Genomic DNA, 25,479 nt, shown 5'->3' with positions numbered 1-25,479 from the left:
ACCGTCCGGATCAGTCGCGGGGATCGGTGAACGATCGCACCACGGACCACACGATGCCGCCGACCGCGACGGCGACGCCGACGGCGACGAGTGCGGCCTTGAGCGGCTCGCGACGTGCGAACAGCTGAGCCTTGACGGTGGCCTTCTGCGCCTGCTTCGGCACATTGACCTTCTCTTCGATCGCGCTCAGCGCGGCCTTGAGCTCGGCACGTGCGGCCTCCACCGGGTCGTTGATCCCGAGCGGAACGGCGGTGCGGGGAACGGAGGCGGAGCGATCAGAGCTCATCAGCGATATCCTTCACGATCTTCACGTCGGTCTGCGCAGCCTGAACCGGGTTCTCGTCGGCGGCGATCTTCTTCATCCGGAAGACTCCGAGCACGGCGAGCACCGCGGCGATGAGCAGCATGATGACGAACACGATGAGGGCGGACAGCCAAACCGGCATCCACGAGGCGAGGCCGGCGATGAAGAACGTGCCGAGCGCCGGGATCGACCAGAACAGGAAGAACAGCGCTGCCAGGAACCAGGCCACGCCGATGCCGGCGTGCTTCGCCGTGCGCGTCACCCACCCCTTGGCGGCGTTGAACTCGGCGATGACGAGGTTACGAACAAGCTCGGGAACCTCGCCCACCAGCGTGAGGAGGCCGTCATCGGCGCGGTCGCGGAATCCGCGTGGAGTCGTCATGTCAGCCCTTCTTCGTGCGGGGCTTCTTGAGCTTCTCCGCGACCTCGTCAGCGGCCTCGACCACCTCGTCGATCGACTCGGCGGCGGCTCGCTTCACCGTCGGCGCCTCCGCGCGTGCGGTGGCGGTCGCCCGGTCGAGTTTCTCACCCGTGGTGCCCGAGGCGGCAGCCGCCTTGGCCACCTTGACGCCGGTGTTCCAGAGCGTCCGCGGCAGAGCGAGCGCCGCAGACTTCGCCAGATCCTCGACCTTGGCGACCTGTGTCTGCACCTGGGGCAGGTTCCAGACCTTGCCCGCGGCTTCCTTGATCTGCTCGTAGCGCTCGCGCCCGGCGCGCGTTCCGAGAACGTATCCGATGCCGATGCCGACGACCAGTCCGATCTTGCCCTTCATGGGTCCTCCCCCGCAGCGTCTGCTGGTGTGCGTGACCAGCGTAACCCTATATTCCGATTCCGGCATCCACCGCTCTGTCAGCCAGCGCAGCGCAGCGAACCGGCGTGATCACGGGCATCGGTCAGCTGAAGAGCGCTCCGCGGCGCAGCCTTTCGGTCACGTTCTGAGCGTCCGTCACGACTGCGTCGAGCCCCGTCCCGGATAGCCAGGCGCCGGTGGCACCGAGTCCCGCGGGCCACAGGTTCGGGTCACGCAGTCGCGCGGCCGCGGCGGCGAATCCGCGCTGCTCGCGGTGCGGGGCTGCGTCGAAGTCCACGACGACGGCATCGCGGACGGGAGCTCCGAGCACGCGCTCCAGCTGTGCGGTTGCGTCCGCTGCGGAGACGACGCCCCCGAGGCGAGCGCGGATGATCCGCGTTCCGCTGCCGCTCCCCCACTGCGCGGTGAGGTCGTCGATGCTGGCGATGTCGGAATCGGCCAGCTGGGGGTAGATGCCTGCAGCCCAGGTCGGATCCGTGTCGACGATCGCGGTGACGGTGGTCAGGCGGGCCTGCGGCGAGAATGTGGCGGGCAGGGTGACGAGGTCGCGGAGCAGCGGACGCGCGGCATGCTCGTCTGCGGCCACGACAACGACCGCGGCGGAGAACTCTTCCGTCTCGGGTGTGCCCTCATCGCCCTGTGCTTCGGCGACTGTCCGGCCGGTCACGCGGTAGCCGTCGCCGCTGCGAACGATGGCCTCGGCTGCGGTTCCGATCAGGATGCGTCCGCCGAGTTCGCTGATGCGGCGCTCCAGCGCGGCGACCAGGGTGTCCATCCCCTGCGCCAGGGTGAGCCGAGGCTGTGCGGAAGCCGTTCCCAGCAGCTCGGCAACGGCACCGGACAGGGAGCCCTGTCGCGTCAGGGCGGGGTTCAGTTCGGGAGCGGCGACCGACGCATCCACCTCGTCGGGCGCGAGCCCCAGGGATCCGCGGGTGACGGGAGCCACCAGACGCTGCTCGATCTTGGCCCCCATGCGCTTGCGCACGAGCGCCCCGAGGCGATTCTCATGTCCGATCGTGAGCGGCGGACGCAGCCGGTCGAGGTATCCACGCCAGGCACCGCCCCACCCGACCACGCGTACGACGTCGGTGAGGAACGGGTTCGCAGGGATACCCAGCACGCCGTCGGGAAGAGAGACGAAGCCCCGCGCGGAAGTCGTCGAGCGGGATGTGGCCTGCTGCGCGACTCGCTTGTCGTCGAGCCCCAGCTCCGCCAGCCCCAGGGCGGCGAGCAGTTTGTCGACGGCCCCGTCTGCGGCGAAGGAGACCGCACCCGCGTCGGCTCGGACTCCGCCGATCTCCACGGTGTGGACGGATCCGCCGAGGCGTTCGGACGCTTCAAGCAGAATCACCGGCATGCCGACCTTCGCGCACTCATACGCGGCGACGAGTCCCCCGATCCCACCCCCGATCACCACGACGGGTGTGTGCTGGGCGGCTGCTACAAGATCGGAGACGTCGGACACCCCTCCATCCTCCCATCCACCCCTGTGCCGGAGCAGTCAGGCAAACAGCGAGACTGCGGCAGCACCGCGCAGTCCGACGCGCACGCCGCCAGCCGGGCATCGAGCGTCAGCATCGAGCACCGTGCCGCGCGGGCGAGCACGACATACATGGCGTCGTACGCGCTGATGTCTTGGCGCAGCGCGTGCACCTCGGGCAGCAGGGACACCATCGACATCTGCTCGACGCCGAGCGCATCGAACTCGCGGAAGGCGCAGCGTGCGAGAGCTCCCTGGCTGGGCCTTCACCAGACCGGATCGGTCTTGAGGCGGGCCGCTGTGATGACGTCGACTCGTTCGCCATTCACAACGAACTTCTCACGCTCGAGCCCTTCTTGCACGAAACCGGCCGCCCGAGCAACACGTCCGGAAGCCGGATTGTTCGCACGATAACCAAGTTCGAGCCGGTAGAGCCCACCGTCGCCGAGCTCGCGGTCTGCCAGTGCGCGCACGAGTTGGGACGTGATGCCTCGCCGTCGGGCATCGGGGTGCGCCCAATAGAACGCCCAGCCGTTTGCATGTTCACGATCGACCGAAACGGCAGCGAAAGCGAGCAGCCGATCGTCATCGTCGACGGCGACGAGAGTGCGCACGTCGGGATTGTCCAGTATCCGGGTCACATAGGTGCGGGCTGAGGCCATGTCGCGCACGTTGCCCTGACGGCTCATCTCGGTGGCATCCGATGTGAAGGCATCGAGCACCCGATCGACGTCCGTCGCCTGCAACTCCCGATGACCGGTCACGTCGGCCACACTACCCATCCGAAGTACGCGCTTCGACTGGCACACTGGACCCATGGGACTGCACATCACGGACGACGCCGCAGCGGACGAACTCCTGACCGAGAACCCGCTGGCGCTGCTCATCGGCATGCTGTTGGACCAGCAGGTCGCCATGGAGACGGCGTTCTCCGGGCCGCTGAAGATCCAGCAGCGCGTCGGGACGATGGACGCGGCGGCAATCGCGGGCTACGACCCCGAGGCCTTCACGGAGGCGTTCAAGCAGACACCCGCTGTGCATCGCTACCCGGGTTCGATGGCGGGACGCGTGCAGGCGCTGTGCGAAGTGATCGCGAGCGACTGGGACGACGACGCCTCGCAGATCTGGACCCATGACGACCCCGACGGTGCGACCGTGCTCAAGCGGCTGAAGGCGCTGCCCGGCTTCGGCGATCAGAAGGCACGGATCTTCCTCGCGCTGCTCGGCAAGCAGTACGGATTCACCGGGGCAGGATGGCGCGAGGCGGCCGGATCGTACGGGGACGAGGGGTCGTTTCGGTCCGTCGCCGACATCACCTCCCCCGAGTCGCTGGCGAAGGTTCGCGAGTTCAAGAAGTCCGTGAAGGCCGCAGCCAAGGCACCGAGATGAAGCCCACCGGTGGTGACGTCGCGGAATTCGTTGCGGCCGTCACTCCCGACAAGCGGCGTCGCGATGCGGAGACCCTCATCGAGCTGCTGGGCGGGATCACCGGCCTCGAGCCGGCACTCTGGGGCACGATCATCGGCTTCGGGTCCTGCCACTACCGGTACCCCACCGGGACCGAGGGCGACATGCCAATCGCGGCGTTCGCACCCCGCAAGGCCTCCAGCACCGTCTATCTCCTCGAGGGTGCTGAGCCCCACGCCGCTGATCTTGCGCTGCTGGGGCCGCACACGGTCAGTCGCGGCTGCCTCTACCTCAACGACCTCGCAACGATCGACCTGTCCGTGCTGCGCCGCATCATCGAGCGCTCGTACGCTCTGGCGGTGGCGGACGAGATCCCCGGGATGACGATCACCACCGCCTGAGGGCTTGCCGCGCCCGCGGAGCCGACCTAGCCTCGAAGCATGAGCGAGATCCTGGGGTGGTTCACCGCGGCGCTCCCGGTGGTGGTCATCGTGGCGATCACCATCGGTTTCTTCTACAACCGCGGACAGCACGGATCAACGTCCGGCGGGACGATCGGCATGTTCGATGAGGTGTGGGCACCGTCCGCCGCGGAGGCCCGCGCCATCTGGGATGCGGAGCAGGAGCTCCCCATCGAGGTCCCCAGCCCCGACGGCGGCAACCCCACGGAAGACGCGCTCACGGCCGGCCGCATCACGATCACCCCGCGTGCCGGCGGCTGAGAGCGGACCTCCGTCGCGTTGGGCTGGTGGGGCCCTTCGTGCGCTCAGGAACGCGGCGCGAGACGAGGTGCGCCAAGAACCGGAGCGCCAGCGGCCTGCACTCAAGTTCCACGCGAGATGAAGAACTCGCGACTATCGAGATCACCGAATGGAATCATCGTGCTCGACGGCATCCGCACCCTGGAGCTCATTCCGTCGCCTGTGCTCGACGCCATCCCGGAACACGTGTCGCTCCGCCACATCATGGCTGCGGATCGCGATGATCTCGCCGCCCTCTACTTCGTCAGCTACCCGCCAGATATCGGGGCCGCTGACCTGCAAGATGCCATCGCGGAGATCGACATGACGTTCGCTGGCGACTTCGGGGAGTTACGCCTCGACGCAAGCCAGATCGCTTTCGTCTCGGATGAGCCGGCCGGCGCGATCCTGGTAACGGCCGCGTCAATCTGGGATGCCGATCTGCCCGGGCCGTTCGTGATCGATCTGTTCGTTGACCCTGGTTTTCGAGGGCGCGGTGTGGGAGGAGCTCTCATGACGGCCGCGATCGCCGCGTGTCAGCGTCGGTCTGATCGGACCATTTCGCTGCGCGTCGGCGAAGGAACCTCTGCCGCCGCCAACGCGCTGTACACCCGACTCGGCTTCTCTCCGACGCTCTGACGGGGAGGCGGCGAGGCTCGCGATGCCATGTCGCGAGCCCCGCGAGCATCGCCGCCGTCCGCACCGCGAACGTGGCCCCCGACCTCAGAGTTCGAGGGCCACGTGCGCTACGAAGCGGTCAGAGCAGACCGTCGGAGAGCGTGGTCGGGTTGCCGAAGCGGTGGTTGGTGATCGACACCGCCTGCTCGTGCAGGAAGGGCAGCATCTCCACTCGACCCGCGCTGGTGACGGGGTGCGACCACACGGCCACGTCGATCGAACCCTTCAGTGCAGCGGCCACGTCGGCCGCCGAGCCACCCACGAGGCGGATCCGTGCGGTCGACGAGCCCTTCTTGGCGAGCGACTTCAGCCAGGCCGCATCCTTCTCGACCGACACGTCGACACCCGCGGCGGTGAGTGCCGCCGCAACCTTCTTCGACGGAGCCGTCGCGAACGATGCCGTCACCGATGATCCGGCACGAACTCCGGCGAGCACCGCGCGAACGCCCTCGACCTCCGGCGCATCGCCGGCGACGCGAACCGTCACCGGGGTCGGCAGGTAGCGGAACACGTTGCGCTCGACGCCGAGGGCGGACACGTCGCGTGCCACACCGAACTCGTCCTGCCAGGCACGCTCGTCAGTCGCGGCCGCGGCACGCAGCCATTCGTCGCCGGCGGCGGCCACGACCGCCTCCACGGCGGCGGTCAGTGTCACGGGACGCGCCTCCGGAGCGGCGTCGCGCCAGTCGACCAGACCGTGCAGGTAGTTCGGTCCGCCCGCCTTTCCACCGGCGCCCACCGCGGAGCGCTTCCAGCCACCGAACGGCTGGCGACGCACGATAGCGCCGGTGATCCCGCGGTTCACGTAGAGGTTTCCCGCCTGGACCTTGCCGAGCCAGGTAGCCACCTCGTCGCGGTCGAGCGAGTGCAGACCAGCGGTGAGTCCGTAATCCACGGCGTTCTGCATCGCGATGGCCTCCTCGAGGTTCGCGGCCTCCATGATGCCGAGGATCGGACCGAAGTACTCCGTCAGGTGGTACTCAGAGCCATTCTTCACGCCGGTGCGCACGCCGGGCGACCAGAGCTTGCCGGTGTCGTCCAGCTGCTTGGGCTCGATGAGCCACTTCTCGCCCTTGCCCAGCGTGGTGAGTCCCGAGAGCAGCTTGCCCTTCGCCTCCTCCACAATGGGCCCCATGACCGTGGTGGGATCGGTGGGGTAGCCGACGCGGAGCGACCGCACGGAGTCCACCAGCTGACGGCGGAACCGCTCCGACTTGGCAACGGAACCCACCAGGATCACCAGCGACGCGGCTGAGCACTTCTGTCCGGCGTGGCCGAAGGCGCTCTTGACCACGTCAGCCGCAGCCAGGTCCAGGTCGGCGGAAGGGGTCACGATGATCGAGTTCTTGCCGCTGGTCTCCGCGAGCAGCGGGAGGTCCTGTCGGAAGGAGCGGAACAGCTCAGCGGTCTCGGACGAGCCCGTGAGGATCACGCGGTCCACCCGCTCGTCGGCGACGAGCTTCGACCCCAGTTCACCCGAGGCGAGCTCGACCAGACGCAGCACCTCGCGCGGCACGCCGCCCTGCCAGAGCGCGTCGACCATCACGGCACCGGTGCGCTTGGTCAGTCGCGCAGGCTTGATGATGACAGCCGAACCCGCAGCGAGACCGGCGAGCACGCCACCGGCGGGAATGGCGGTCGGGAAGTTCCACGGCGGCACCACGACCGTGAGGCGTGACGGCACGGCGGTGGCACCATCGATGTGGTCGAGCCCGCGCGCGAGCTCGGCATAGTAGTGCGCGAAGTCGATCGCCTCGCTGACCTCGACATCGGCTTCGGCGATGGTCTTTCCCGCCTCGGAGGCCATGACCTCGATCAGACGCCCGCGGTTGGCGGCCAACGATCGACCGGCACCGTGCAGGATCTCGGCGCGCTCGTCGCCCGATAGCGCTCCCCACGCCGCCCCCGCGTCGTGAGCGCCCGCGATGACGCTCTCCAGCGCGGCAGCCGTCGGCACGTGTGCGTCAGCGATGATCGCCACGCCCTCGTCGCTCGTCACAGCACGCTCCAGGATCGCGCGACCCCAGGCGCGGTTCGCCGCGATGGCAGGGTCGGTGTCGGGCTCGTTGCGGAAACCGGTCGACGGGGCGTCCGGAGTCTCCGTGAGCCGGTTCTGCACCCGGTTGGGCGCGGGAGCCTCGTCGCGGGTGCGGAGGAACTCGGCGAGCGACGCCTCATAGCGCGCCTGCTCACGGGCGAACAGCCCGGCGTCGGAGTCGAGTTCGAACACGGCAGACATGAAGTTGTCCTGCGAGGCGTTCTCTTCGAGGCGACGGATCAGGTAGGCGATCGCCACGTCGAACTCGCTCGGGTTGACCACGGGCGTGTACAGCAGGAGCTGACCGACGTCACCGCGCACGGCCTCCGCCTGGCCGGTGGCCATCCCGAGCAGCATCTCGAACTCAACACCAGCCTGAACGCCGCGAGCCTTCGACAGCAGCCAGGCGTGCGCGACGTCGAACAGGTTGTGTCCTGCCACACCGAGCCGGAGGTTGGTGATGCGCTCCGGCGTCATCGCCCAGTCGAGCACGCGCTTGTAGTTGGTGTCGGCATCCTGCTTGCTGGCGACGGTAGCGAGCGGCCAGCCGTGCACGGCGGCATCCACGTGCTCCATCGCGAGGTTCGCACCCTTCACGACACGCACCTTGATGGGGGCGCCACCCGCCGCGACACGCTGCGCCGACCACTCCTGCAGGTGCTGCATGGCTCCCAGGGCGTCGGGCAGATACGTCTGCAGCACGATGCCGGCCTCGAGGTCCTTCAGCTGCGGCTGGTCGAGCAGCTTCGTGAAGACCGCGATGGTGAGGTCGAGGTCGCGGTACTCCTCCATGTCGAGGTTGATGAACTTCGACTTGCCGGCCTTCTCCGCGGCGGCAGCAGTCTCGTACAGCGGGGTGAGCTTCTCGACCACCTTCGTGACGGCTTCGTCGAACGACCACATCGACAGCTGGCTGACCACGGCGGAGACCTTGATGGAGACGTAGTCGACGTCGTCGCGGGCGAGGAACTCGTGCGTGCCCTTGAGGCGGTGCGCGGCTTCCTTCTCGCCGAGAACGGCCTCGCCGAGGAGGTTCAGGTTCAGGCGGTTGCCGCCCTGGCGCAGCTTCGCGATCGCCGGACCCAGCTTGGCGGGCGTCGCGTCCAGCACGAGGTGACCGACCATTCCGCGCAGCACGCGTCGAGCTGTCGGGATCACGATGCCGGGGACGATCGGGGCGAACGCGGCGCCGAGGCCGATCGCGCCGCGCAGGTAGGCGGGGAGGAAGGACGGGGTGAGGCTGCGCAGCTCCTTCAGCTTCGCTGCGGCGACGTCCAGGTCCTCCGGGCGCATGACGCCGTCCACGAATCCGACGGTGAAGTCGAGGCCGTGCTCGTCCTTGAGCACGCCGGCCAGACGCTCGGCGGCGGGGTCGACGGGATGCTTGGCGGCTTCGTCGAGCCAACGGCGGACGGTCGCGACGACGTCGGACGTGCGGACCTCGTCGGTGATGGTGGTGCTCTCGGCCACGATGCCTCCTGGGCTGGTGTCAGGGGTGGGGATGATCTCAGTGTGAGGCCGCAGGGTATGTTCGGTACAGCGAATGATTTCGATGAATACCGTTCGCCTTTGCCGATGAATTGAGGGAGCCCTCCGATGCTTGATCCCCGCCGACTGCGCCTTCTGGTGGAGTTGAGTCGTCGCGGCACGCTCGCGGCCGTTGCGGAAGCGCTGAGCTACAGCCCGTCGTCGGTGTCCGAGCAGTTGAAGGTGCTCGAGAGCGAAGCCGGGGCGACGCTGCTCGAGCAATCGGGCCGACGGGTGCGGCTGACACCGCAGGCCTGGACGCTGGTCGAGCACGCGGAGGCGATCCTCGATCGGCTTGCCGAGGCACAGGACGACCTGACCCGCACCGTGTCGGGAGTGGGCGGTACGGTCCGCATCGCGGTGTTCCAGTCAGCCGCGCACGCTGTGCTGCCGGCGGCACTCACGCGCCTGGCCGAAGAGCACCCCGACCTGCGCGTGGAGGTCAGCGAACGTGCACCCGAAGAGGGCTTGTTCGAGGTGGCGGCCCGCGGCTTCGATCTGGCGATCGCTGAGGAGTATCCGGGCTACCTGCGCCCGCGCCTTCCCGATCTGGACCACGTCGCCTTCGCCCACGACACGATCCGCGCCGCGCTCGGACCGGACGATCCGGCGCGCTCCCTCGCAGAGCTGGCGGATCGCCCCTGGGTGCTGGAGCCCGCCGACACCGCGTCACGCCAGTGGGCGCTCCAGGTGTGTCGAGCGGCGGGTTTTGAGCCTGACGTGCGCTTCGAGACCGCCGACCTCATGGCGCACATCCGTCTGATCCGCTCGGGGCATGCAGTCGGGCTGCTGCCGGACCTGGTGTGGGCGGGCGAGCGACCCTCGGTGCGGCTGCTCGATCTGCCCGGTTCGCCGGAACGCGTGGTCTTCTCCGCCGCTCGGCGGGCTGCAGCGCAACGCCCCGCGGTCCGTGCCGTGCGCGAGGCCCTCGCCGCGGCCGTGTGAGGTACCGGCTGCGGCGAATCCATGAGCCTGCGCCGAATCATGAGCGAAACGCGAGAAGCCTCATGGATCCGGCGCATGGTCATGTACGCGCCGCACCGGATTGCGGTGTCATGCGTCGCAAGGTAGCTTGTGATGCATGACACCGGACATCGGGGCGCAGCTGCGCAAGGGGGTGGTCGAGCACTGCATCCTCGGCCTCCTGTCGCGTGAGCCGATGTACGGCTGGCAGCTCGCGGAAGAGCTCACCGGACCTGGGCTGATCGCCAGCATCGGCACGCTCTACCCCGTGCTGTCGCGCCTGCGCGAGCGGGGCGTCGTGGCGACGTATGAGCAGGCGTCCGATGCCGGTCCGGTCCGCAAGTACTACCGACTCACCGACGCCGGCCGGCAGGAGCTGGAGGCGTTTCGCGCACAGTGGGGACCGTTCACCCGCGCCGTGGAGCACATGATCGATGGGAGCACACGATGAACGAAGGACAGCTGGCCTCGCCGGCCCGTGACTATCTCCGTGAGCTGGACCGCGTGCTCATCGGCGTGGACGCCACCACCGCCGCAGAGCTGCGCGGTGGCATCGCGGAATCGCTGCAGGGGCTGAATGAAGCGGACGCCGTGACGCGCATCGCCGAGCTCGGCGACCCGGCGTTCGTCGCTGCATCCGCCCGCGACGTCCACCCCATCGACGCCACCGGGTCTGCCGAGCCACACCCGACCAACACCACGCCACGCACCGGCACCTCTTCCGTGGCGTACCTTCTCTCGGCCCTCGCGGTGTACGCCCTCGCGGGGTTTCTACTCCCGGTGATCGGCTGGATCGGTGGAGTCGTGATGCTCTGGGCATCGCCGACCTGGCGCCGTGGCGAGAAGTGGGCGGCAACGCTGATCCCCCTCGTGCTCTGCGCCGTGGTGATCGGGTTCGGCCTGTCGGCTGCGTTCGGTGCCGCGGCCGGGATACCACGCCGCTTCGCGACCTACGCCGAGGATCCGAACCCTCTTCTCCCCGGGAGCTACGACGTGCTGTGGAGCTCGATCGTCGCGGCTTGGCTGGTCCTCCCGCTCACCGCGTCTGGCGTGGGGGTCTGGCTTCTCGTACGCGGATTGATGTCCACCGGTCGTCTGCAACCCGCATCACCGAGGTTCGCGATCGCGGCGGCGCTCGCGTTCGCGCTCGGCGGCTTCGTTCTTCCCGTCGTCGGCTGGTTCGTCGGATTCGCAATGGTGAGCGCCTCGGCGATCTGGCGGCGCTGGCAGAAGATCGTCGCCGCTGTCGTTCCGATCGCGGCTGCCGTCGCCGCCATCACCGTGAGTGCGACCATCGCGGCGCAGGCGCCGGGAATCGTGGACGATCCGACCGGCAGCTTCCAGGTACCGAACCCGCTGCTCGCCCAGCCGCTCCTGCTGCAGTGGAACATTCCCCTGGCGCTCTGGCCAATCCTGCCTGCCGCAGCGACGCTGGTCGCGGCCTGGCTTCTCATCGAGGTTCAGCGCCGTCGCAGCACACAGAACCCGCCGTCGACGGCATGATGGATGATCATGACAGCTGAGAAGCCGGCGCCCTCGGGACGCCTCTACGGCCGCGACAGCCTCGCGACTTCCGGAATGGCGGTCGCGACCGGACTCGCGGTCGCGATCGGCGGCTACCTCATCCCGGTGCTCGGCTGGATTGCGGGCGTCGTGATGATGTGGCTGTCGCCCGTGTGGACGCGGACGCAGAAGCTCATCGTCACGCTGGCTCCCGTCGCCGCCGCGGCGGTCGCCGGGCTCGTACCCCTGATCAGCGGCCAGAACCTCGTCGCGTGGCATCTTCTGCTCGTGTTCGTCGTCGTGTCTCCCCTGCCGATCGGCATCTGGCTCCTCGTCGTCGGGCTCCGCCGTCTCAAGAGCTGACGTCAGCGACCGACGAGCATCGCTCCGCCGCGAGCAGCGACCAGCCTGCCGCGCACCATCGGCCGCCCAAGTTGCTTCTCGCTAGCACGGGTCTCACGCACGTCGGGCTCGGCGGCGCCCTCCGCACCGAGCGCCCGGCTCCCGCCACCACCGGGCCCGCGAGCCTCACGCACGTCCAGTTCGGCGGCATCGTCCACGCCGATCGCCCAACTGCCTCCGCCACGAGGCGGCCTCGAGTATCACGCATGCAGCACGACGCGACACCTCCCGTTCATCCGCGTCTGACGAAAGTCGCGGCCGGCATGGTGTCTCGCCAGCCGAGCGCCGCGTAGAGCGCGCGACCGTCGGGAGATGCGAGGAGCGCGCCGTGGCGTGCACCCTGCCCGTACGCCCACGACTGCAGACTCTCGACCACCGCCCACCCGCGCCCCTGACGCCGGAAGTCGGGATGGGTTTCGATGCGGTCCAGAACCGCGATGTCGCCGACGACAGCGATCTGTCCTCGTGCTGCGGCGAGGCCGTCGGCCATCATCGCCGCGTGGGCGACGCCGTCGATGACCTCGATGGTCACCCCTGGATGGAGTTGGCCGGGTACGAGTGGCGCATCCATCAGCGTCTCGACACGGGACTGCACCTCCAGTCCCTCGATCGACCCCTTGAGCGCCCCGAGGATCGTGAGCCAGATGCGCGGGTCCGTGATGCGCTGGCGCGTCAGCGCGATCTCATCGGGCGACGGGTTGATCAGCACATACTCCTCGTCGCGGGTCGGAGCGTGCAGCGTCACACACCACGCATCGCCCTCGCGTCGGACGGGAGCACCACGGGACACCGCCCATCCGCGCACCCACGCCTGCGCCAGTTCCTCCGTCATGCCCCGATCCTGCCACGCCCCTCGGACGTTGAACCGCGACCGCTGAGGAAGATGGAAAACGCCTCGCAGATCGCGATCTGCGAGGCGTTTTCCATCTCTGCGCGGAGGTCAGGCTCCGAGGATCGTCGCGGTCCCCGCCAGCGTCAGCTGCGGCGGATACAGACCCATCACCGCGAGCGCGGCGGCGCCGTTCTCCGCGGTGGAGGCGGCACACGCATCCACCGCAATCGTGGCCCACGCGCCGGCGTCCGCGGCGGCGAGCGCGGTCGACACGACACAGCAGTCCGTGGAGACACCGGCGAGCACCAGGTGCGGTGCCGGCCCCGTGATCGCCTCCAGTGCGGCACCGTACTTGCCGAAGGTCGGCAGATCCAGCGTCGGCAGCGACGTCAGGCCCTCGGCCTCGGGAACGAGGTCGAACAGCGGGTCGGAGGCCCGCTGATCGGCGAACGGCCAGGCCCGGAAATAGTCGCCCCAGGCGGACGCGCGATCCGCGGTGGGCAGCCAGCGGGTCACGATGGTCCGCTCCGGACCGAATGCCTCGGCCAGCTCCCGGATGCGGGGCATCGCCGCCGCGAAGAACGGCGAGCCCCATTCCGAATCCGCCGAGGCGAAGATCGCCTGCGGGTCGATGACGACCAGCCACGCGTCGTCGGAAATGGTCACGCGAGCTCCTGGCGGCGCACGGCCCCCCTCGTGAAGAGGTACGTGGCCACGAAGCCGATCACCAGTGCGAACAGCACGCCGAGGTTCGCGTAGCCCCAGTCATCCAGCCAGCCGAACATCGTCAGGAAGTAGCCCTGCCACGGGAACAGGGTGCTTACCACGAAGCCCCAGCCGATGCCGATGGCCACCACGAAGATGATGATCGCCGTCCAGTTGATCGATCCGTAGCGCCCCTTGCCGTCGAACAGCGCCGCCGTGTCGTAGTCCTTGCGACGCAGCAGGATGTCGGCGATGAGGATGCCGGCCCACGCCGCGAGCGGGACGCCGAGCGTGGTGAGGAACGTCTGGAAGGGGCCGATGAAGTCCTTGGCGAAGAACACGACGGCGATCGTTCCGAGCGTGAGAATCACACCATCGATCGCGGCGGCCGTGGGGCGCGGGATCTTGATGCCGAGGCTCAGCAGGGTCAGGCCGGACGAATAGATGCCGAGCACCGCACCGGAGACCTGGGTGAGGATCGCGACGATGAGGAAGGGGAAGAGCAGCCACACGGGGAGGATCGACGCGACGGCACCCAGCGGATCGCTGCTGATGGCCTGCGCCAGCCCGATCTCCTCTCCAGCGATGGTGACGGTCTTGTTCGATGCGACGAGCAGCAGGCCGAAGATCACCAGCACGATCGGGGCGATGGATCCACCGAACGTGTTCCAGGCGACGATCTTACTGCCGGGGGTGTCGCGCTTCTGGTAGCGGGTCCAGTCGGCCGCGATGTTGATCCAGCCGAGACCGAATCCGGTCATCGTGAAGACGAGCGCGCCGATCATGCTCGCCACGCTGCCGGCAGGCTGGCTGAACGCCGTTCCCCAGTCGATGTAGCTGAACGTGAGCAGCAGGAACACCAGCGTCATGATGCCGGTGATCCAGGTGAGCACCGACTGCAGCTTCATGATGGTGTGGTAGCCGAGCACGGCGGCACCGATGATCAGCGCCGCCACGACAAGGGTCGCGACGATGTTGACGATCACGCCGCCGGCTCCGTCGGTGGACCACCCGAGCTGGCGGAAGATCGTGCCGGTCGCCAGCACCGCGGTGATCGCGAGCACCGTCTCCCAGCCGATCGACGTGATCCACGAGATGATGCCCGGGAGTTTCTGCCCGTCGACGCCGAACGCGGCACGCGAGAGGACCATCGTCGGGACCGATCCGCGCTTGCCCGCGATGGCGATCACGCCGCAGAGGAAGAACGAGATGACGATGCCGATGACCGCGACGATCGTCGCCTGCAACAACGAGATCCCGAAGTCGAGGATCCAGGCGCCGTAGCTGACGCCGAAGATCGAGACGTTCGCCGCGAACCAGGGCCAGAACAGATCACGCGGCTTCGCGGTGCGTTCCGCCTCTGGAACCAGGTCGATTCCGTTGCGTTCGATCAGGGTGGACTGCACTGCTTCTGTTGACACGACCTGCCTCCGAGGCTCGCCGAATAAAGGGGTGGATGTCACACATCCTGGCAGAACCCCGAGACCCCGCTGCGCAGATTCCGGCGCTCGTGACGCAATCGCGTCATTGTGACGCGTCACAGGGGTTCGGTGGGCGGTGGCACCCCGCGGCGTGCGTCGGTGATGCGAGCCCGTCGTCTCGCTTCGCGGTTGCTGAGCGAGCGCCGGCGAGACGACGTACGCTCGGAATCCCGTGCCGCCGACGGCGCCAAGGTCCCCGGGTTCCTGAGCGAGGAGCTCCAGCGACGAGGCGAAGGGCTTTCGCGACGCGCCGTCAACGTGGACCTTCGCGACGCACGCCGTCGGTGTGGGCCTTCGTCTCGCTTCGCTCGCTCAGGATCCGCACGAAGCGAGACGAAGTGCGCTCAGGATCCGCGCAAGGGTTCAGGACCCGGTGCCACCGCGCTCGCGGAGCTCGCGGCGCGTCAGCGCGGGCGCGACCTCGGGCGTGACGTCCAGTTCCACATCCGCGTCGCCGGCCGCAGCCGCCGCGTTGTCTGCGGCTTCCTGCAGAGCGGAGCGCTGACGCAGGGGCGGCGGACGGAAGAACAGCGACAGGATGAACGCGAGTGCCATCGCACCGAGCCCCACCCAGTACACCGTGACGGCGGACGTCGTGAATCCGACGAGGAACGGCTTGGTGAGCACCGAGTCGGCACCCACGAGGAACGAGGTGTCGCTCGTGCTGTCCGGGGAGGCTCCCTGCGTGCCGTCGCCCGACTCGAGCTGATCGATGATCGTGGGCACTGCCTTCTCGACGACGGCGGATCGCTGATCCGCGTTGGTCCAGTCGACGCCGGGAGCGCTCGCGCGAATCGGGTCGACGATCGGCGTCCAGATCTGCTTCATCACTCCGTCGTTGTTCGGCGCGTCTGCGATTGCCGGGTTGAGCGCCGCGTCGAGTCCAGCGGTCAGGTCGGCCTTGTTGCCCATCGCCGTGGTGATGTTCGGGCCCATCGCGGTGAACAGCACCGACAGCAGCACCGCCGTGCCCAGCGTTCCGCCGATCTGGCGGAAGAACTGCGACGCGCTCGTCGCGACGCCCATATCGCGCGCCTCCACCGCACTCTGCGTGGCGAGCGTCAGCGACTGCATGAGCTGACCGAACCCGAGACCGGTGACGAACATGCCGATGCAGAGGTACCAGAACGGGGTGTTCCAGTGCAGGAAGGTGTAGATGACATAGCCCAGCGCGACGATGAGCGTGCCGGTGATCGGGAAGATGCCGTACTTGCCGGTCCGCGCGATGATCTGGCCGGTGGCGACGGAGGAGATCATCAGGCCGAGCACCATGGGCAGCATGGCGAGGCCCGATTCCGTGGGCGTCAGACCCGTCACGATCTGCAGGTACAGCGGCAGCGTGAGCATGGCACCGAACATGCCGAAGCCGACCAGGAAGCCGAGCACGGTGGACATCGTGAAGGCCCCGGAGCGGAACAGGCGCAGCGGAATGATCGCGTCCGAGCCCATCGCGCGCTCGATCAGCAGGAACGCGACCAGGCCGATGGCGCCGATGCCGTAGCAGGCGATCGCGGCAATCGACCACCAGCCCCATTCGCGCCCCTGCTCAGCGACGAGCAGCAGCGGAACGAGCGTGATGATCACGGCTGCGGCACCCCACCAGTCGATGCGGGGCTTGGCGTGCTCTCCCAGCTTCGGCAGGTGCAGGAACGCCCACACCATCACCAGCGCGATAATGCCGATCGGCACGTTGATGAGGAAGACCCAGCGCCAGCCGGCCACCCACAGGATCTCGGAGGCTCCGGCGAACACGCCGCCCACGAGCGGACCGACCACGGACGACACGGCGAAGACGGCCAGGAAGTAGCCCTGGTACTTGGCGCGCTCGCGCGGGGCGAGGATGTCGCCCATGATCGCCAACGGGAGCGACATGAGGGCGCCGGCGCCAAGGCCCTGGAAGGCGCGGAATCCGGCCAACATGATCATCGACGTCGAGAAGCTGGACAGCAGCGACCCGATGATGAAAACGACGATGCCGAACAGATAGAGCGGTCGGCGCCCGAAGATGTCGGACAGCTTGCCGTAGATCGGAACGGTGATCGTGGACGTGATCAGATACGCCGTGGTCACCCAGGCCTGCTGATCGAGACCGTGCAGGTCATCACCGATCGTGCGAATCGCCGTCCCGACGATGGTCTGATCCAGTGCGCTGAGGAACATCCCGGCCATCAGTCCATAGATCACCAGCAGGATCTGCCGGTGATTCATCACGGGTGCCCCAGACCCGCTTCCCGCGTCGACCGCTGTCGCCGTCGTGCTCATGGTTCTCCCCCGGGTCGCTTGACGATGCGAATCCCAAAGGAGAATGGTGCTCCTCGAAGCACGCGCAGCACAAGTTGACGGGGTCAACCACATGCCCAACGCATAGCGTTCGCACAGCAAGCCCCGCACCCGTTTCGACGCCCGCCTCCTTCGTCGACGCCCGCCTCGGCTGGTCGCAGTGACTGCGCCGACACCGTCCGCCGGCATCAGATCCTGAGACCACGCCCGCCTCCGCTCTCAGAACATGTGCTGAAGACCCGGGTGTGGTGCAAATACTGAGACCACACCTGGCGGCGGGCGGCGGGGGCGGCGGGCGGGCGGGGCGGCGGGGGCGGGCGGCCGGCGACGGGCGACGGGGCGGCGAGGCGGGCGGGCGGGCGGGCGGGCGGCCGACACCGGACGAAGGGGGGACAGGCGCCTGACACCGGACGAGCGGCGACGGACAACGAACAACGAACAACGAACAACGAACAACGAACAACGGGCGATGGACGACGGACAACGAACGACGGACAACGAACGACGGACAACGAACGACGGGCGATGGACGAACGGGCGATGGACGACGGGCGACGAACGGAGGGCGCCTGACGCCGGACGAGCACCGGGCACCAGGCACCAGGCACCAGGCACCAGGCACCGGGCACCGGGCACCGGGCACCGGCGTAGTTCAGGACGTGAAGAAAGTCCCGGCAACACGTGACAGGGCGTGCAGATCAGCGACGCCGGCCAGCTCACGCGCGGAGTGCATCGACAGGATCGGGATGCCGACATCGACGGTGCGAATGCCGAGGCGGCCAGCAGTGATCGGGCCGATCGTCGATCCGCACGGCACGTCGTTGTTGGAGACGAACTCCTGCGATGTCACGTCCGCGGCCTCACACCATCCGGCCCAGGCCGCCGCGCCCACGGCGTCGGTGGCGTAGCGCTGGTTGGCGTTGATCTTGAGGATGGGTCCGGAGCCGAGCAGGGGCTGGACGACCGGGTCGTGGCGGCCCGCGAAGTTCGGATGCACGGAGTGACCGACGTCGCTGGACAGGCACCATGACGCCGCCATGGCGCGGTGGGCATCCTGGGCATCCGCGCCGAGGCCGTCGCGAATGCGCGCGATGACGTCGCTGAGGATCGGGCCTGCCGCGCCGGAGCGGGTCTCCGAGCCGATCTCCTCGTGGTCGAAGGCGGCGAGCATCGCGATGTGCTCGCCGTCGAAGCCGTCGGCCGCGTCGATGAGGGCCACCACGGCGGCGTGCACCGAGGCGAGGTCGTCCAGTCGCCCGCTGGCGAAGAAGGCGTCGTCCTTGCCGAAGACCACACCGCGAGCGCTATCCGCTGTGATCAGGTCGAACCCGCGGATGTCGGCCGCGTCGACGCCGGCGGAGTCCGCCATGACCGCGAGGATGTCCTCCTGAGTGGGGTCGCCGAGACCCCAGACCGGCTGGGTGCCGGTCTGCTTGTCGAGGGAGAGTCCGTCGTTCTGCTGTCGGTCGAGATGAATCGCCAGCTGCGGCAGGCGCAGCAGCGGACCGGAGTCGGCGAGCACGACGGACCCGTCGGCCATGGCGAGGCGGCCCGCGAGACGCAGCTCACGATCCAGCCACGAGTTCAGCAGCGGGCCGCCGTAGACCTCCACGCCGATCTGCAGCCAGCCCCGCGACCCGGTGGTCGGCTTCGGCTTGAGCTTGAGGCCCGGGGAGTCGTTGTGTGCGCCGAGAACGTGCACGGCCGTCGTTGCCGTGGCCGCGGCAGGAACGATCCACGCGATCGCCGCGCCGTCGCGCACGATGAAGAAACGTCCACCCGGCTGCGCGGGCCACGCGTCGGTCTCCTCGAGTCCCGTGAATCCCGCATCCTGCAGCCGACGGGCGACCTCTGCCGCAGCGTGGAAGCTCGACGGCGAGGCCGCGACGAAGTCGGCGAGGTCCTCGGCATGACGGATGGCGGCGGGCGTGACACTCATGCCTCCAGCCTATGCCGCTCCCCCCGTTGCGCCCCCGCGGTACCGGCACGCCCCCGTACCGGCGCACCCCGCGGCACCGGCACGCCCCCGTACCGGCACGCCCCCGCGGTACCCGAAAAACCCCGCGAGAATTCCGAATGTGGGCGAGAAACGCCGCGTTGCGGTGATTGTCACCCACAGGCGGAAGTCTCGCGGGTCAGTGCATGGTCATGCCGCCGGTGACGTTGATGCCCTGGCCGGTCATGTAGCTCGCGAGGTCGCTGGCGAGGAACAGGGCGACGCCGGCGACGTCCTCGACGGTGCCTGTACGACCGAGGGGCACCTGCGAGCGGTCCTCGGCGGCGATCTCCTCCGCTGTCATCCCGCGCAGGACGCCACCCTGGATTCGCTCGCGATGCTTCATCGGCGTCTCGATGATCCCGGGGCAGATCGCGTTCACCGTGATGCCGCGCGGAGCCAACTCCACCGCCATCGACTTCGTGACGCCGAGGACGGCGTGCTTGGACGCGACGTAGGCGGTCATCCCGCGATATCCGTTCTTTCCCGCCTGCGAGGAGATGAACACCACGCGGCCCGGCAGCCCACGCTCGACCAGGATCCGCGCGACGGCCTGCGCGACGAGGAACGAACCCTTCGCGTTCACGTCGAGGTTGCGATCCCAGTCGGACGGGTCCGTGTCGATGGCGAAGTCCATCGTCGACGTCCCCGCTGCGGTGACGACGGTGTCGATCACTCCGACAACATCTGTCGCTTCGGTCACCACCCGCGCAACAGCGTCAGCGTCTGAAACATCCAGCCGCACGCGCCACTCGCGCTCGCGGGCGGGCGTCAGTACCTCCTCCGAGAACGACAGGTCCGCGCTGATCACCTGGGCGCCCTGCTCGAGGAACGCATCGACGATCCCGGCTCCGATGCCCGATCCGCCGCCGGTCACCAGCACCGTGCGCGCGCGCAGCTCTTCGAACATCGTTCCTCGCTCTCGTGTGGGGATGATTCGAGGCTAGGCCGAGCAGTCCGACCCACCGCATCCGGTGACGGATCGTGACACATCGGGCGGCCGGGTGCGAAGAGGACCAAGCCGCACAGGCCCGCATTGCGGCTCTCGAGCGACGGACCGTGACACAACGGAGGCCGGGAGCGGAGAGCGCGGGAGCGAACAGGCCCGCATCGCGGCTCTCGGCGACGGATCGTGACATCTCCCGTCGCCGGGAGCGAGAGCATCGCACGGCACCTCTTGCGCGAGTATGACACTTTCCGTCATACTCGCTCGAACGGAAGGGAGTCCGCTGTGTTCGCATCATCGCTGTCCGGCGATCAGGGCGTGCTCTGGGAACTCAATGCTCGTGCGCTGTTCGCCGAGATCGCCAGACGGACGCCGATCGGCCGACCCGAACTCGTGGCGGCAACCGGACTCTCCCGAACCACGGTGACGCAGACGCTCGCGCGGCTCGTGACCGCCGGCCTGGTGTGCGACGCGGGTCTGGACCACGCGCGACGCGGCCCCGCTGCCACGTTGTACGAGGTGGCTCCCGGTGCCGCGGCCGGAGCCGCGGTTGACATCACCCGGCACAAGATCACCACGACGATGCACGACTTCGCCGGAACTGAGATCGCGCGAGCCGAGACCGACGAGGCTGATCCGCAGGGCGTCCCGGCAACGGTCGTGGCCACGATCCGCGCCGCGGCAGAGATCGCCGGACGCTCCCCGGACGCCGTCGTGGTGGCAGCGCCGGCCGTGATCGCCCCGGACGGACGCACCATCGCACAACTGCCCGGATACCTGACGCCTGGCACGGGGCTGCACGACCACATCGCCGACGAACTCGACTGCGCGGTGACGATCGACAACGACCTCGCGCTCCTCGCCCGCGCGAAGCTCGCCGTTCGCTCCGGGACCTTCGCGGTCCTGTCTCTGCGCGACGGCCTGGGTGCCGGGCTCGTGGTGGACGGACGGGTTCATCGCGGCGGGCGCGGACTTGCCGGCGAGGTCGCCTACGTGCCGCAGCCGGGCGTCGCGATCGGCTCCCCCGCGCTCGGCGAGGAGGTCATCGCGCAGCTCGCTCGCGCGGCAGATGCCCCCGAGACGCTTCCCGATCTGCTCGCAGCAGCGGACGCCGGTCACCGCGGTGCGGATCGCGTCTTGGATGAGATCGCCCGACGACTGGCATACGCTGCAGGATCGCTGACCCTGATGCTGGATCCGGACGCGGTCGTGCTTGCCGACCACGCCGCGCTGGGTTCCCTCCCGGAGCGCGTCATGTCCGTCGCTCGCCGGGAAGCCGGCCCGCTGCGCATCCCGATCGAGACCTCGACTCTCGGTGCGGACGGTCCGCTCCAGGGCGCGGCCGCCCAGCTGCACGACGCGCTGGTGGATCTCGTGTTCACGCGCCTGCTCGATGACGGCCCTGCCCCGCGAAGGAGCACCACATGACCGCACCTCTCATCCAGCGTCTGGGACTCGGCGACGACGCCCGCGCGATCATCATCAATGCCGACGACTTCGGCATGTGTCGGGCCGCGAACACGGCGATCGCCGACCTTCTCGACGCCGGCGCGCTCGACTCCACGACGCTCATGACGCCGTGCGCCTGGTCGCCGCAGGCGCTCGCGTTCGCCGCCGCGCATCCCACCTGGGACGTGGGCGTGCACCTGGTGCTCACCAGTGAATGGCGCAATTACCGCTGGCGGCCGCTGACCGGCGTCGGAACCACGCTGGTGGACGCGTCCGGACACTTCCCGATGGGCGTGCACGAGGTGGAACTACGCGCGGGAGACGCGGACGTCGAGGCTGAGCTGCGCGCCCAGCTGCGCACCGCGCTGGAGGCCGGGGTCGATGTCACCCACCTCGACAACCACATGGGCTCTGTGTACGGCCTCACGACGGGGCGCGACTTCCTAGCGCCGGTGTTGCGCCTCGCGGCGGAGCACGGCCTGCCGTTCCGTCTACCGCGCTTGATTGACGGCATGGGGCTGCCCGAAAGTGAACAGGCTCGTCTGGACGCGGCTGCTGCCACGGCTGACGCGCTCGGTGTGGTGATCCCGGATCGGCTGTGGAGCCATCCCTTCGAGCTCGCGGGTGAGGGCACTCCCGACGAGGAGACCTACGAGGCCGTGCGCGACGGCTTCATCGCGTTGCTGCGCGCCGTGCCGGTAGGACTGACCGAGATCTACCTGCACCCCATGATCGACGACGATGAGCTGCACGCCACGGTGGACTACGCCGCCACCAAGCGCGGGTATGAGCATCGTCTGCTGGCTGATCCCGCTGTGCTCGCCGCCATCGCCGACGAGAGACTCGTGCGTGTGGGGTGGCGTCGCCTGCGCACCCTGCAACGGACGGAGGCGAATCGATGAGTCTCCTCGCCCGGATTCGCGACCGACGCCTGTCCGGCACCATCACGCGCGGACGCGCCGTGGCCTTCGGCGCATCCGCCTTCCCCATCCAGCTGATGTCGCAGACGTTCGCCGCGTTCGTCGTCTTCTTCTACGTCGACCACCTCCGGGTGCCGGCCGCGTGGATCGGTGCCGCGATGGTCGCGCACGGAATCCTCAACGCCCTGCTGAACCCGCTGGTCGGTGCCGTGTCGGATCGGGCCCGCACCCGGTGGGGTCGGCGCGTGCCCTGGATCGGGCTCGGCGTGGTGCCGCTGCTCGTCGCCTTCGCGCTGATTTGGCTGCCGCCGGACCTTCCCGCGGGAGTACTGGTCGCCTGGTTCGTGGTGATCGTGGCGCTGTACGACATCGCGTTCGTCGCCGTGGTGCTCAATGTCTCCGCGCTGTTTCCCGAGCTCTTCCGCAGCACGGCGGAACGGGCGCGCGGCAACACCCCGCGGCAGCTGTTCGGACTGCTCGGGATGATTCTGGGAACCGCGCTGGCCCCTCTGCTGTACGGCAACATCGGCTGGGCCGGGATGGCGCTGGTGCTGGTTCTGGTCTGCGCCGCGTTCTTCGCGTGGTCTTTCCGCGGCATGATCGAGCGCCCCACCGCAGAGACGGCGCTGCCCGAAGCGGTGCCGCTCACGTGGCGCCAACAGCTCGGCTACACGTTCGGCAATCGCGCCTTCGTCCCGTACGTGCTGGGGTCGCTGCTCATGCAGTCGGCACTGGCCGTGCTCATCGCCGCCCTGCCGTTCTATGTGCGCTACAGCCTGTCCGAGCCCGATACCGCGGGCACGTTGCTGTTGGCAGCCGTGTTCCTCGCGGCCCTCATCACGCTGCCGCTGTGGTCGTGGTTCGTGCGACGCACGACGCCGCGGTCGGCGCTGTTGGCATCGGTCGCGGTGTTCACCGTCTCCGCGGCCGGATACGCGCTGGTGCCGGGGCTGGTCGGCGCGATGTGCGTGGGAGCGCTGGTCGGCGTCGGCGTCTCCGGCATCCTGCAGCTGCTGGAGATCGCACTGTCACAGGTGATCGACGAGGACGCCGAGCGCACCGGCCTGCGACGTGAGGGCGTGTACTTCGGGGTCAACGGCTTCGTGGTGCGCGGCTCGGTGATCGTCCAGGCCGTCGTGTTCGCCGTCGTGCTGGCCGTCTGCGGCTACGACGCAGCAGCCAGCGATGCGCAGGCTCCCGGCGTGGATGCGGGTATCCGTGCGCTTGTCGGTGTCATTCCTGCCGTGTTGTCGGCGCTGGCGTGGCTCTGCTTCCTGTGGTTCCCGCTGCGCACACGCGACGCCGGAATCCGGCACCCCGAGACCGTGAGGACGCCCATCGTGCGCGCCTCGGAATAGACCGCCCGTGCCAGCCGAACCCGAACGGCTGGCCCGGGCGATGACCGGTCGGCCCTCTGCATCTGCACCGGCCGGTCACATCGCTGACGTCCGCGTCGATCCGTTCCCGCTGGTCGACGCGGGCGTCAGCCCAACGCAGCCAACAGGCGCGCGGCGAGATCGTTGCTGGGATCCAGCTCAAGTGCGGTGACGAGGTGCGCACGGGCCTCCGCCCGCCCACCCGGAGCGTCCACCAGCGCCCGCGCCGCGTGCACGTGCAAGTCGGCGCGGACGAGCGCGTCATCGGGAGCGAGGGCGAGAGCCGCATCGATCTCGCGAAGCGCCTCTTCCGTCTGCGCCGCGGCACCCAGGCGCAGGGCGAGGAGGATCCGCAGGCCTGGCGCGGTGGGAAGCGCGCGCACCGCCGAGCGTGACCACTCCAGCGACTCCACTCCTCGCGACGGGTCGAGAGCGATGATCTGCGCGAGCATGGCGCGCGCCCACGGCGCGAACCGGGCATCGTCGACCACTTCCGCGGCGGTCCGCTCGGCGGCGTCCGCGTCACCCTGCATGACGAGCACCTGGGCCAGCTCGATGAGAGCCTGACCGTCATGCGGGTGAGCACGCAGATAGCGGTCGAGGACATGGTTCGCGGCGGACGGCTCGCCCGCCGCCAGCAGCATCTGCGCCCGCGCGATCACGGCGGCGCTGTCGGCACCGGTGTCGTTCGCGGCGTCGCTGTCGTCCGTCATGCTCCGATCCTGCCAGCCACCTGACGCACCGGGGCCACGGTCGCTCAGAGCGAACACGCACGGCGTGCCGGGGGCGAGCTTCTGGCGTACAGCGGTCGCGTGTCACCGGCACGCGGGTTGTGAATTCATGAGCGTGAAGCGAATCCATGACGGATCCGGCGAATTGCTCAGGCATTGGGCGCACGTTCATGGATTCACGACGGCGGAGGTCAGCTGGAGAGCAGTGCAGCGGGGTCCCCGTGAGGCAGTACGACGGCACGGCAGGAGACCAGAGTCGCACCGCAGAACGCCGTCTGCTTGCGACTCGATCCCTCGCGGGGGTGTGTCAGTGGACGACGTCGACGCGCTCGAAGGCGTCGGCACTGATGCCGCGCTCGAGGATGAGAGCCGACCACTCGCGCGCGGAGTGGAGGCTGTGGTCGCGGTAGTTGCCACACTCCACGGCGGAAACACCAGGAACCTGCTCCCAGGTGACGGTCTCGGCGATGGCGTGCAGGCTCTGCGCGATGCCCGAAACGATCTCGGCCACAGTGGGCTCGCCCCAGACGATCAGGTGGAAGCCGGTGCGGCAGCCGAACGGCGAGATGTCGATGACACCATCGACGTGGTCGCGCAGCAGTCCGGCGAGGACGTGCTCGATGGTGTGCAGACCGGCGGTGGGGATCTCGCCTTCATTGGGCTGCACGAAGCGGACGTCGAAGTTCGAGATCGCGTCGCCCTTCGGTCCCCGCTCCACAGCGATCAGGCGCACATACGGCGCCTTCACTGCAGTGTGGTCCAGGGTGAAGCTCTCGATCTCAGCCATGTCTCTCCTTCTCGGGGCGGGTCGATTCGACGCTAGCCGAGGCTCAGGCCGGACGCCGCATCGGGTTACGTTGTGGGGCACCCCGAGCACGAATAAGGGGCGGGGAGCGGACATCGTCCGCT

At 68.6% G+C, this 25,479-nt stretch carries 27 protein-coding genes; 11 read left to right on the top strand and 16 right to left on the bottom strand.

The window, feature by feature from the left end; genetic code table 11:
* Positions 1-10: 10 nt before the first annotated feature.
* From ABTV68_RS02435 to ABTV68_RS02410, 6 genes are all read right to left on the bottom strand, one after another.
* Positions 11-286, bottom strand: a complete 276-nt coding sequence (locus tag ABTV68_RS02435) for a hypothetical protein (protein ID WP_433676029.1) — start codon at positions 284-286, stop codon at positions 11-13.
* Positions 276-686, bottom strand: coding sequence for a phage holin family protein (locus tag ABTV68_RS02430; RefSeq protein ID WP_433676028.1), 411 nt, complete (start codon positions 684-686; stop codon positions 276-278). Before ABTV68_RS02430 ends, ABTV68_RS02435 begins: the two co-directional genes overlap by 11 nt.
* Before the next feature lies 1 nt (position 687).
* Positions 688-1,077, bottom strand: coding sequence for a hypothetical protein (locus ABTV68_RS02425; RefSeq protein WP_433676027.1), 390 nt, complete (start codon positions 1,075-1,077; stop codon positions 688-690).
* Positions 1,078-1,198: 121 nt separating this feature from the next.
* Positions 1,199-2,581, bottom strand: a complete 1,383-nt coding sequence (locus ABTV68_RS02420) for a protoporphyrinogen/coproporphyrinogen oxidase (protein WP_433676026.1) — start codon at positions 2,579-2,581, stop codon at positions 1,199-1,201.
* A complete protein-coding gene (locus tag ABTV68_RS02415; RefSeq protein ID WP_433676025.1) occupies positions 2,557-2,790 on the bottom strand; it encodes a type II toxin-antitoxin system VapC family toxin in 234 nt (77 codons plus the stop codon). The genes ABTV68_RS02420 and ABTV68_RS02415 overlap by 25 nt, the downstream gene beginning before the upstream one ends.
* Positions 2,791-2,862: 72 nt before the next feature.
* Positions 2,863-3,369: a GNAT family N-acetyltransferase gene (locus ABTV68_RS02410; RefSeq protein WP_433676024.1), complete on the bottom strand. Its 507-nt coding sequence runs from the start codon at positions 3,367-3,369 to the stop codon at positions 2,863-2,865.
* 43 nt (positions 3,370-3,412) lie between these two features.
* On the opposite strand from ABTV68_RS02410, the gene ABTV68_RS02405 reads away from it, so the two are divergent.
* The 4 genes from ABTV68_RS02405 to ABTV68_RS02390 all read left to right on the top strand — a co-directional run bounded on the left by ABTV68_RS02405 (position 3,413) and on the right by ABTV68_RS02390 (position 5,382).
* Positions 3,413-3,985 (top strand): HhH-GPD-type base excision DNA repair protein, encoded by a 573-nt coding sequence (locus tag ABTV68_RS02405; protein WP_433676023.1) that lies wholly within the window; start codon positions 3,413-3,415, stop codon positions 3,983-3,985.
* Entirely contained in the window at positions 3,982-4,404 is a 423-nt protein-coding gene (locus ABTV68_RS02400; protein ID WP_433676022.1) for a DUF1801 domain-containing protein, read from the top strand. The genes ABTV68_RS02405 and ABTV68_RS02400 overlap by 4 nt, the downstream gene beginning before the upstream one ends.
* Positions 4,405-4,443: 39 nt before the next feature.
* Positions 4,444-4,725, top strand: coding sequence for a hypothetical protein (locus ABTV68_RS02395; RefSeq protein WP_433676021.1), 282 nt, complete (start codon positions 4,444-4,446; stop codon positions 4,723-4,725).
* Between the two features lie 159 nt (positions 4,726-4,884).
* Positions 4,885-5,382: a GNAT family N-acetyltransferase gene (locus ABTV68_RS02390; protein WP_433676020.1), complete on the top strand. Its 498-nt coding sequence runs from the start codon at positions 4,885-4,887 to the stop codon at positions 5,380-5,382.
* A 118-nt stretch (positions 5,383-5,500) separates the two neighbouring features.
* Here the strand turns inward: ABTV68_RS02390 and ABTV68_RS02385 are convergent, their stop codons facing one another.
* The gene (locus ABTV68_RS02385; RefSeq protein WP_433676019.1) at positions 5,501-8,929 is read right to left on the bottom strand and encodes a bifunctional proline dehydrogenase/L-glutamate gamma-semialdehyde dehydrogenase; all 3,429 of its coding nucleotides are present in this window, start codon (positions 8,927-8,929) and stop codon (positions 5,501-5,503) included.
* A gap of 126 nt (positions 8,930-9,055) precedes the next feature.
* On the opposite strand from ABTV68_RS02385, the gene ABTV68_RS02380 reads away from it, so the two are divergent.
* The 4 genes from ABTV68_RS02380 to ABTV68_RS02365 all read left to right on the top strand — a co-directional run bounded on the left by ABTV68_RS02380 (position 9,056) and on the right by ABTV68_RS02365 (position 11,815).
* Complete coding sequence (locus ABTV68_RS02380; RefSeq protein WP_433676018.1) at positions 9,056-9,931, top strand: LysR family transcriptional regulator; 876 nt, start codon at positions 9,056-9,058, stop codon at positions 9,929-9,931.
* A 136-nt stretch (positions 9,932-10,067) separates the two neighbouring features.
* Positions 10,068-10,400: a PadR family transcriptional regulator gene (locus ABTV68_RS02375; protein ID WP_433676017.1), complete on the top strand. Its 333-nt coding sequence runs from the start codon at positions 10,068-10,070 to the stop codon at positions 10,398-10,400.
* A complete protein-coding gene (locus tag ABTV68_RS02370) occupies positions 10,397-11,452 on the top strand; it encodes a hypothetical protein (RefSeq protein ID WP_433676016.1) in 1,056 nt (351 codons plus the stop codon). The genes ABTV68_RS02375 and ABTV68_RS02370 overlap by 4 nt, the downstream gene beginning before the upstream one ends.
* 9 nt (positions 11,453-11,461) lie before the next feature.
* Positions 11,462-11,815: a hypothetical protein gene (locus ABTV68_RS02365; RefSeq protein WP_433676015.1), complete on the top strand. Its 354-nt coding sequence runs from the start codon at positions 11,462-11,464 to the stop codon at positions 11,813-11,815.
* A gap of 2 nt (positions 11,816-11,817) precedes the next feature.
* On the opposite strand, the gene ABTV68_RS02360 is transcribed toward ABTV68_RS02365, so the two are convergent.
* From ABTV68_RS02360 to ABTV68_RS02330, 7 genes are all read right to left on the bottom strand, one after another.
* Positions 11,818-12,012, bottom strand: a complete 195-nt coding sequence (locus tag ABTV68_RS02360; RefSeq protein ID WP_433676014.1) for a hypothetical protein — start codon at positions 12,010-12,012, stop codon at positions 11,818-11,820.
* 74 nt (positions 12,013-12,086) lie between these two features.
* The gene (locus ABTV68_RS02355) at positions 12,087-12,686 is read right to left on the bottom strand and encodes a GNAT family N-acetyltransferase (RefSeq protein ID WP_433676013.1); all 600 of its coding nucleotides are present in this window, start codon (positions 12,684-12,686) and stop codon (positions 12,087-12,089) included.
* Positions 12,687-12,794: 108 nt separating this feature from the next.
* Entirely contained in the window at positions 12,795-13,352 is a 558-nt protein-coding gene (locus ABTV68_RS02350; RefSeq protein WP_433676012.1) for a cysteine hydrolase family protein, read from the bottom strand.
* Positions 13,349-14,812, bottom strand: coding sequence for a purine-cytosine permease family protein (locus ABTV68_RS02345; RefSeq protein ID WP_433676011.1), 1,464 nt, complete (start codon positions 14,810-14,812; stop codon positions 13,349-13,351). The genes ABTV68_RS02350 and ABTV68_RS02345 overlap by 4 nt, the downstream gene beginning before the upstream one ends.
* 423 nt (positions 14,813-15,235) lie before the next feature.
* Positions 15,236-17,134, bottom strand: a complete 1,899-nt coding sequence (locus ABTV68_RS02340) for an MDR family MFS transporter (RefSeq protein WP_433676010.1) — start codon at positions 17,132-17,134, stop codon at positions 15,236-15,238.
* 670 nt (positions 17,135-17,804) lie between these two features.
* Complete coding sequence (locus ABTV68_RS02335; protein WP_433676009.1) at positions 17,805-19,091, bottom strand: M18 family aminopeptidase; 1,287 nt, start codon at positions 19,089-19,091, stop codon at positions 17,805-17,807.
* A 196-nt stretch (positions 19,092-19,287) separates the two neighbouring features.
* Positions 19,288-20,058, bottom strand: a complete 771-nt coding sequence (locus ABTV68_RS02330) for an SDR family NAD(P)-dependent oxidoreductase (protein WP_433676008.1) — start codon at positions 20,056-20,058, stop codon at positions 19,288-19,290.
* Positions 20,059-20,379: 321 nt separating this feature from the next.
* On the opposite strand from ABTV68_RS02330, the gene ABTV68_RS02325 reads away from it, so the two are divergent.
* The 3 genes from ABTV68_RS02325 to ABTV68_RS02315 are packed head-to-tail and all read left to right on the top strand — an operon-like array spanning position 20,380 to position 23,821.
* Positions 20,380-21,522, top strand: a complete 1,143-nt coding sequence (locus ABTV68_RS02325) for an ROK family protein (protein WP_433676007.1) — start codon at positions 20,380-20,382, stop codon at positions 21,520-21,522.
* A complete protein-coding gene (locus ABTV68_RS02320; RefSeq protein ID WP_433676006.1) occupies positions 21,519-22,445 on the top strand; it encodes a polysaccharide deacetylase family protein in 927 nt (308 codons plus the stop codon). Before ABTV68_RS02325 ends, ABTV68_RS02320 begins: the two co-directional genes overlap by 4 nt.
* Positions 22,442-23,821 carry an MFS transporter gene (locus ABTV68_RS02315; protein ID WP_433676005.1) on the top strand — a complete coding sequence of 460 codons (1,380 nt, stop codon included), beginning with the start codon at positions 22,442-22,444 and terminating at the stop codon, positions 23,819-23,821. The genes ABTV68_RS02320 and ABTV68_RS02315 overlap by 4 nt, the downstream gene beginning before the upstream one ends.
* Positions 23,822-23,946: 125 nt before the next feature.
* Here the strand turns inward: ABTV68_RS02315 and ABTV68_RS02310 are convergent, their stop codons facing one another.
* Together ABTV68_RS02310 and ABTV68_RS02305 are read right to left on the bottom strand one after the other, a co-directional pair.
* On the bottom strand, positions 23,947-24,552 hold the full coding sequence (locus tag ABTV68_RS02310) for a tetratricopeptide repeat protein (protein WP_433676004.1): 606 nt from the start codon (positions 24,550-24,552) through the stop codon (positions 23,947-23,949).
* Between the two features lie 325 nt (positions 24,553-24,877).
* Complete coding sequence (locus tag ABTV68_RS02305) at positions 24,878-25,357, bottom strand: S-ribosylhomocysteine lyase (protein ID WP_433676003.1); 480 nt, start codon at positions 25,355-25,357, stop codon at positions 24,878-24,880.
* Positions 25,358-25,479: the final 122 nt, after the last annotated feature.

The organism is Microbacterium gorillae, from assembly GCF_050990725.1.
Classification (GTDB): domain Bacteria; phylum Actinomycetota; class Actinomycetes; order Actinomycetales; family Microbacteriaceae; genus Microbacterium; species Microbacterium gorillae_A.
This window is presented reverse-complemented; position numbering and strand designations above follow the sequence as displayed.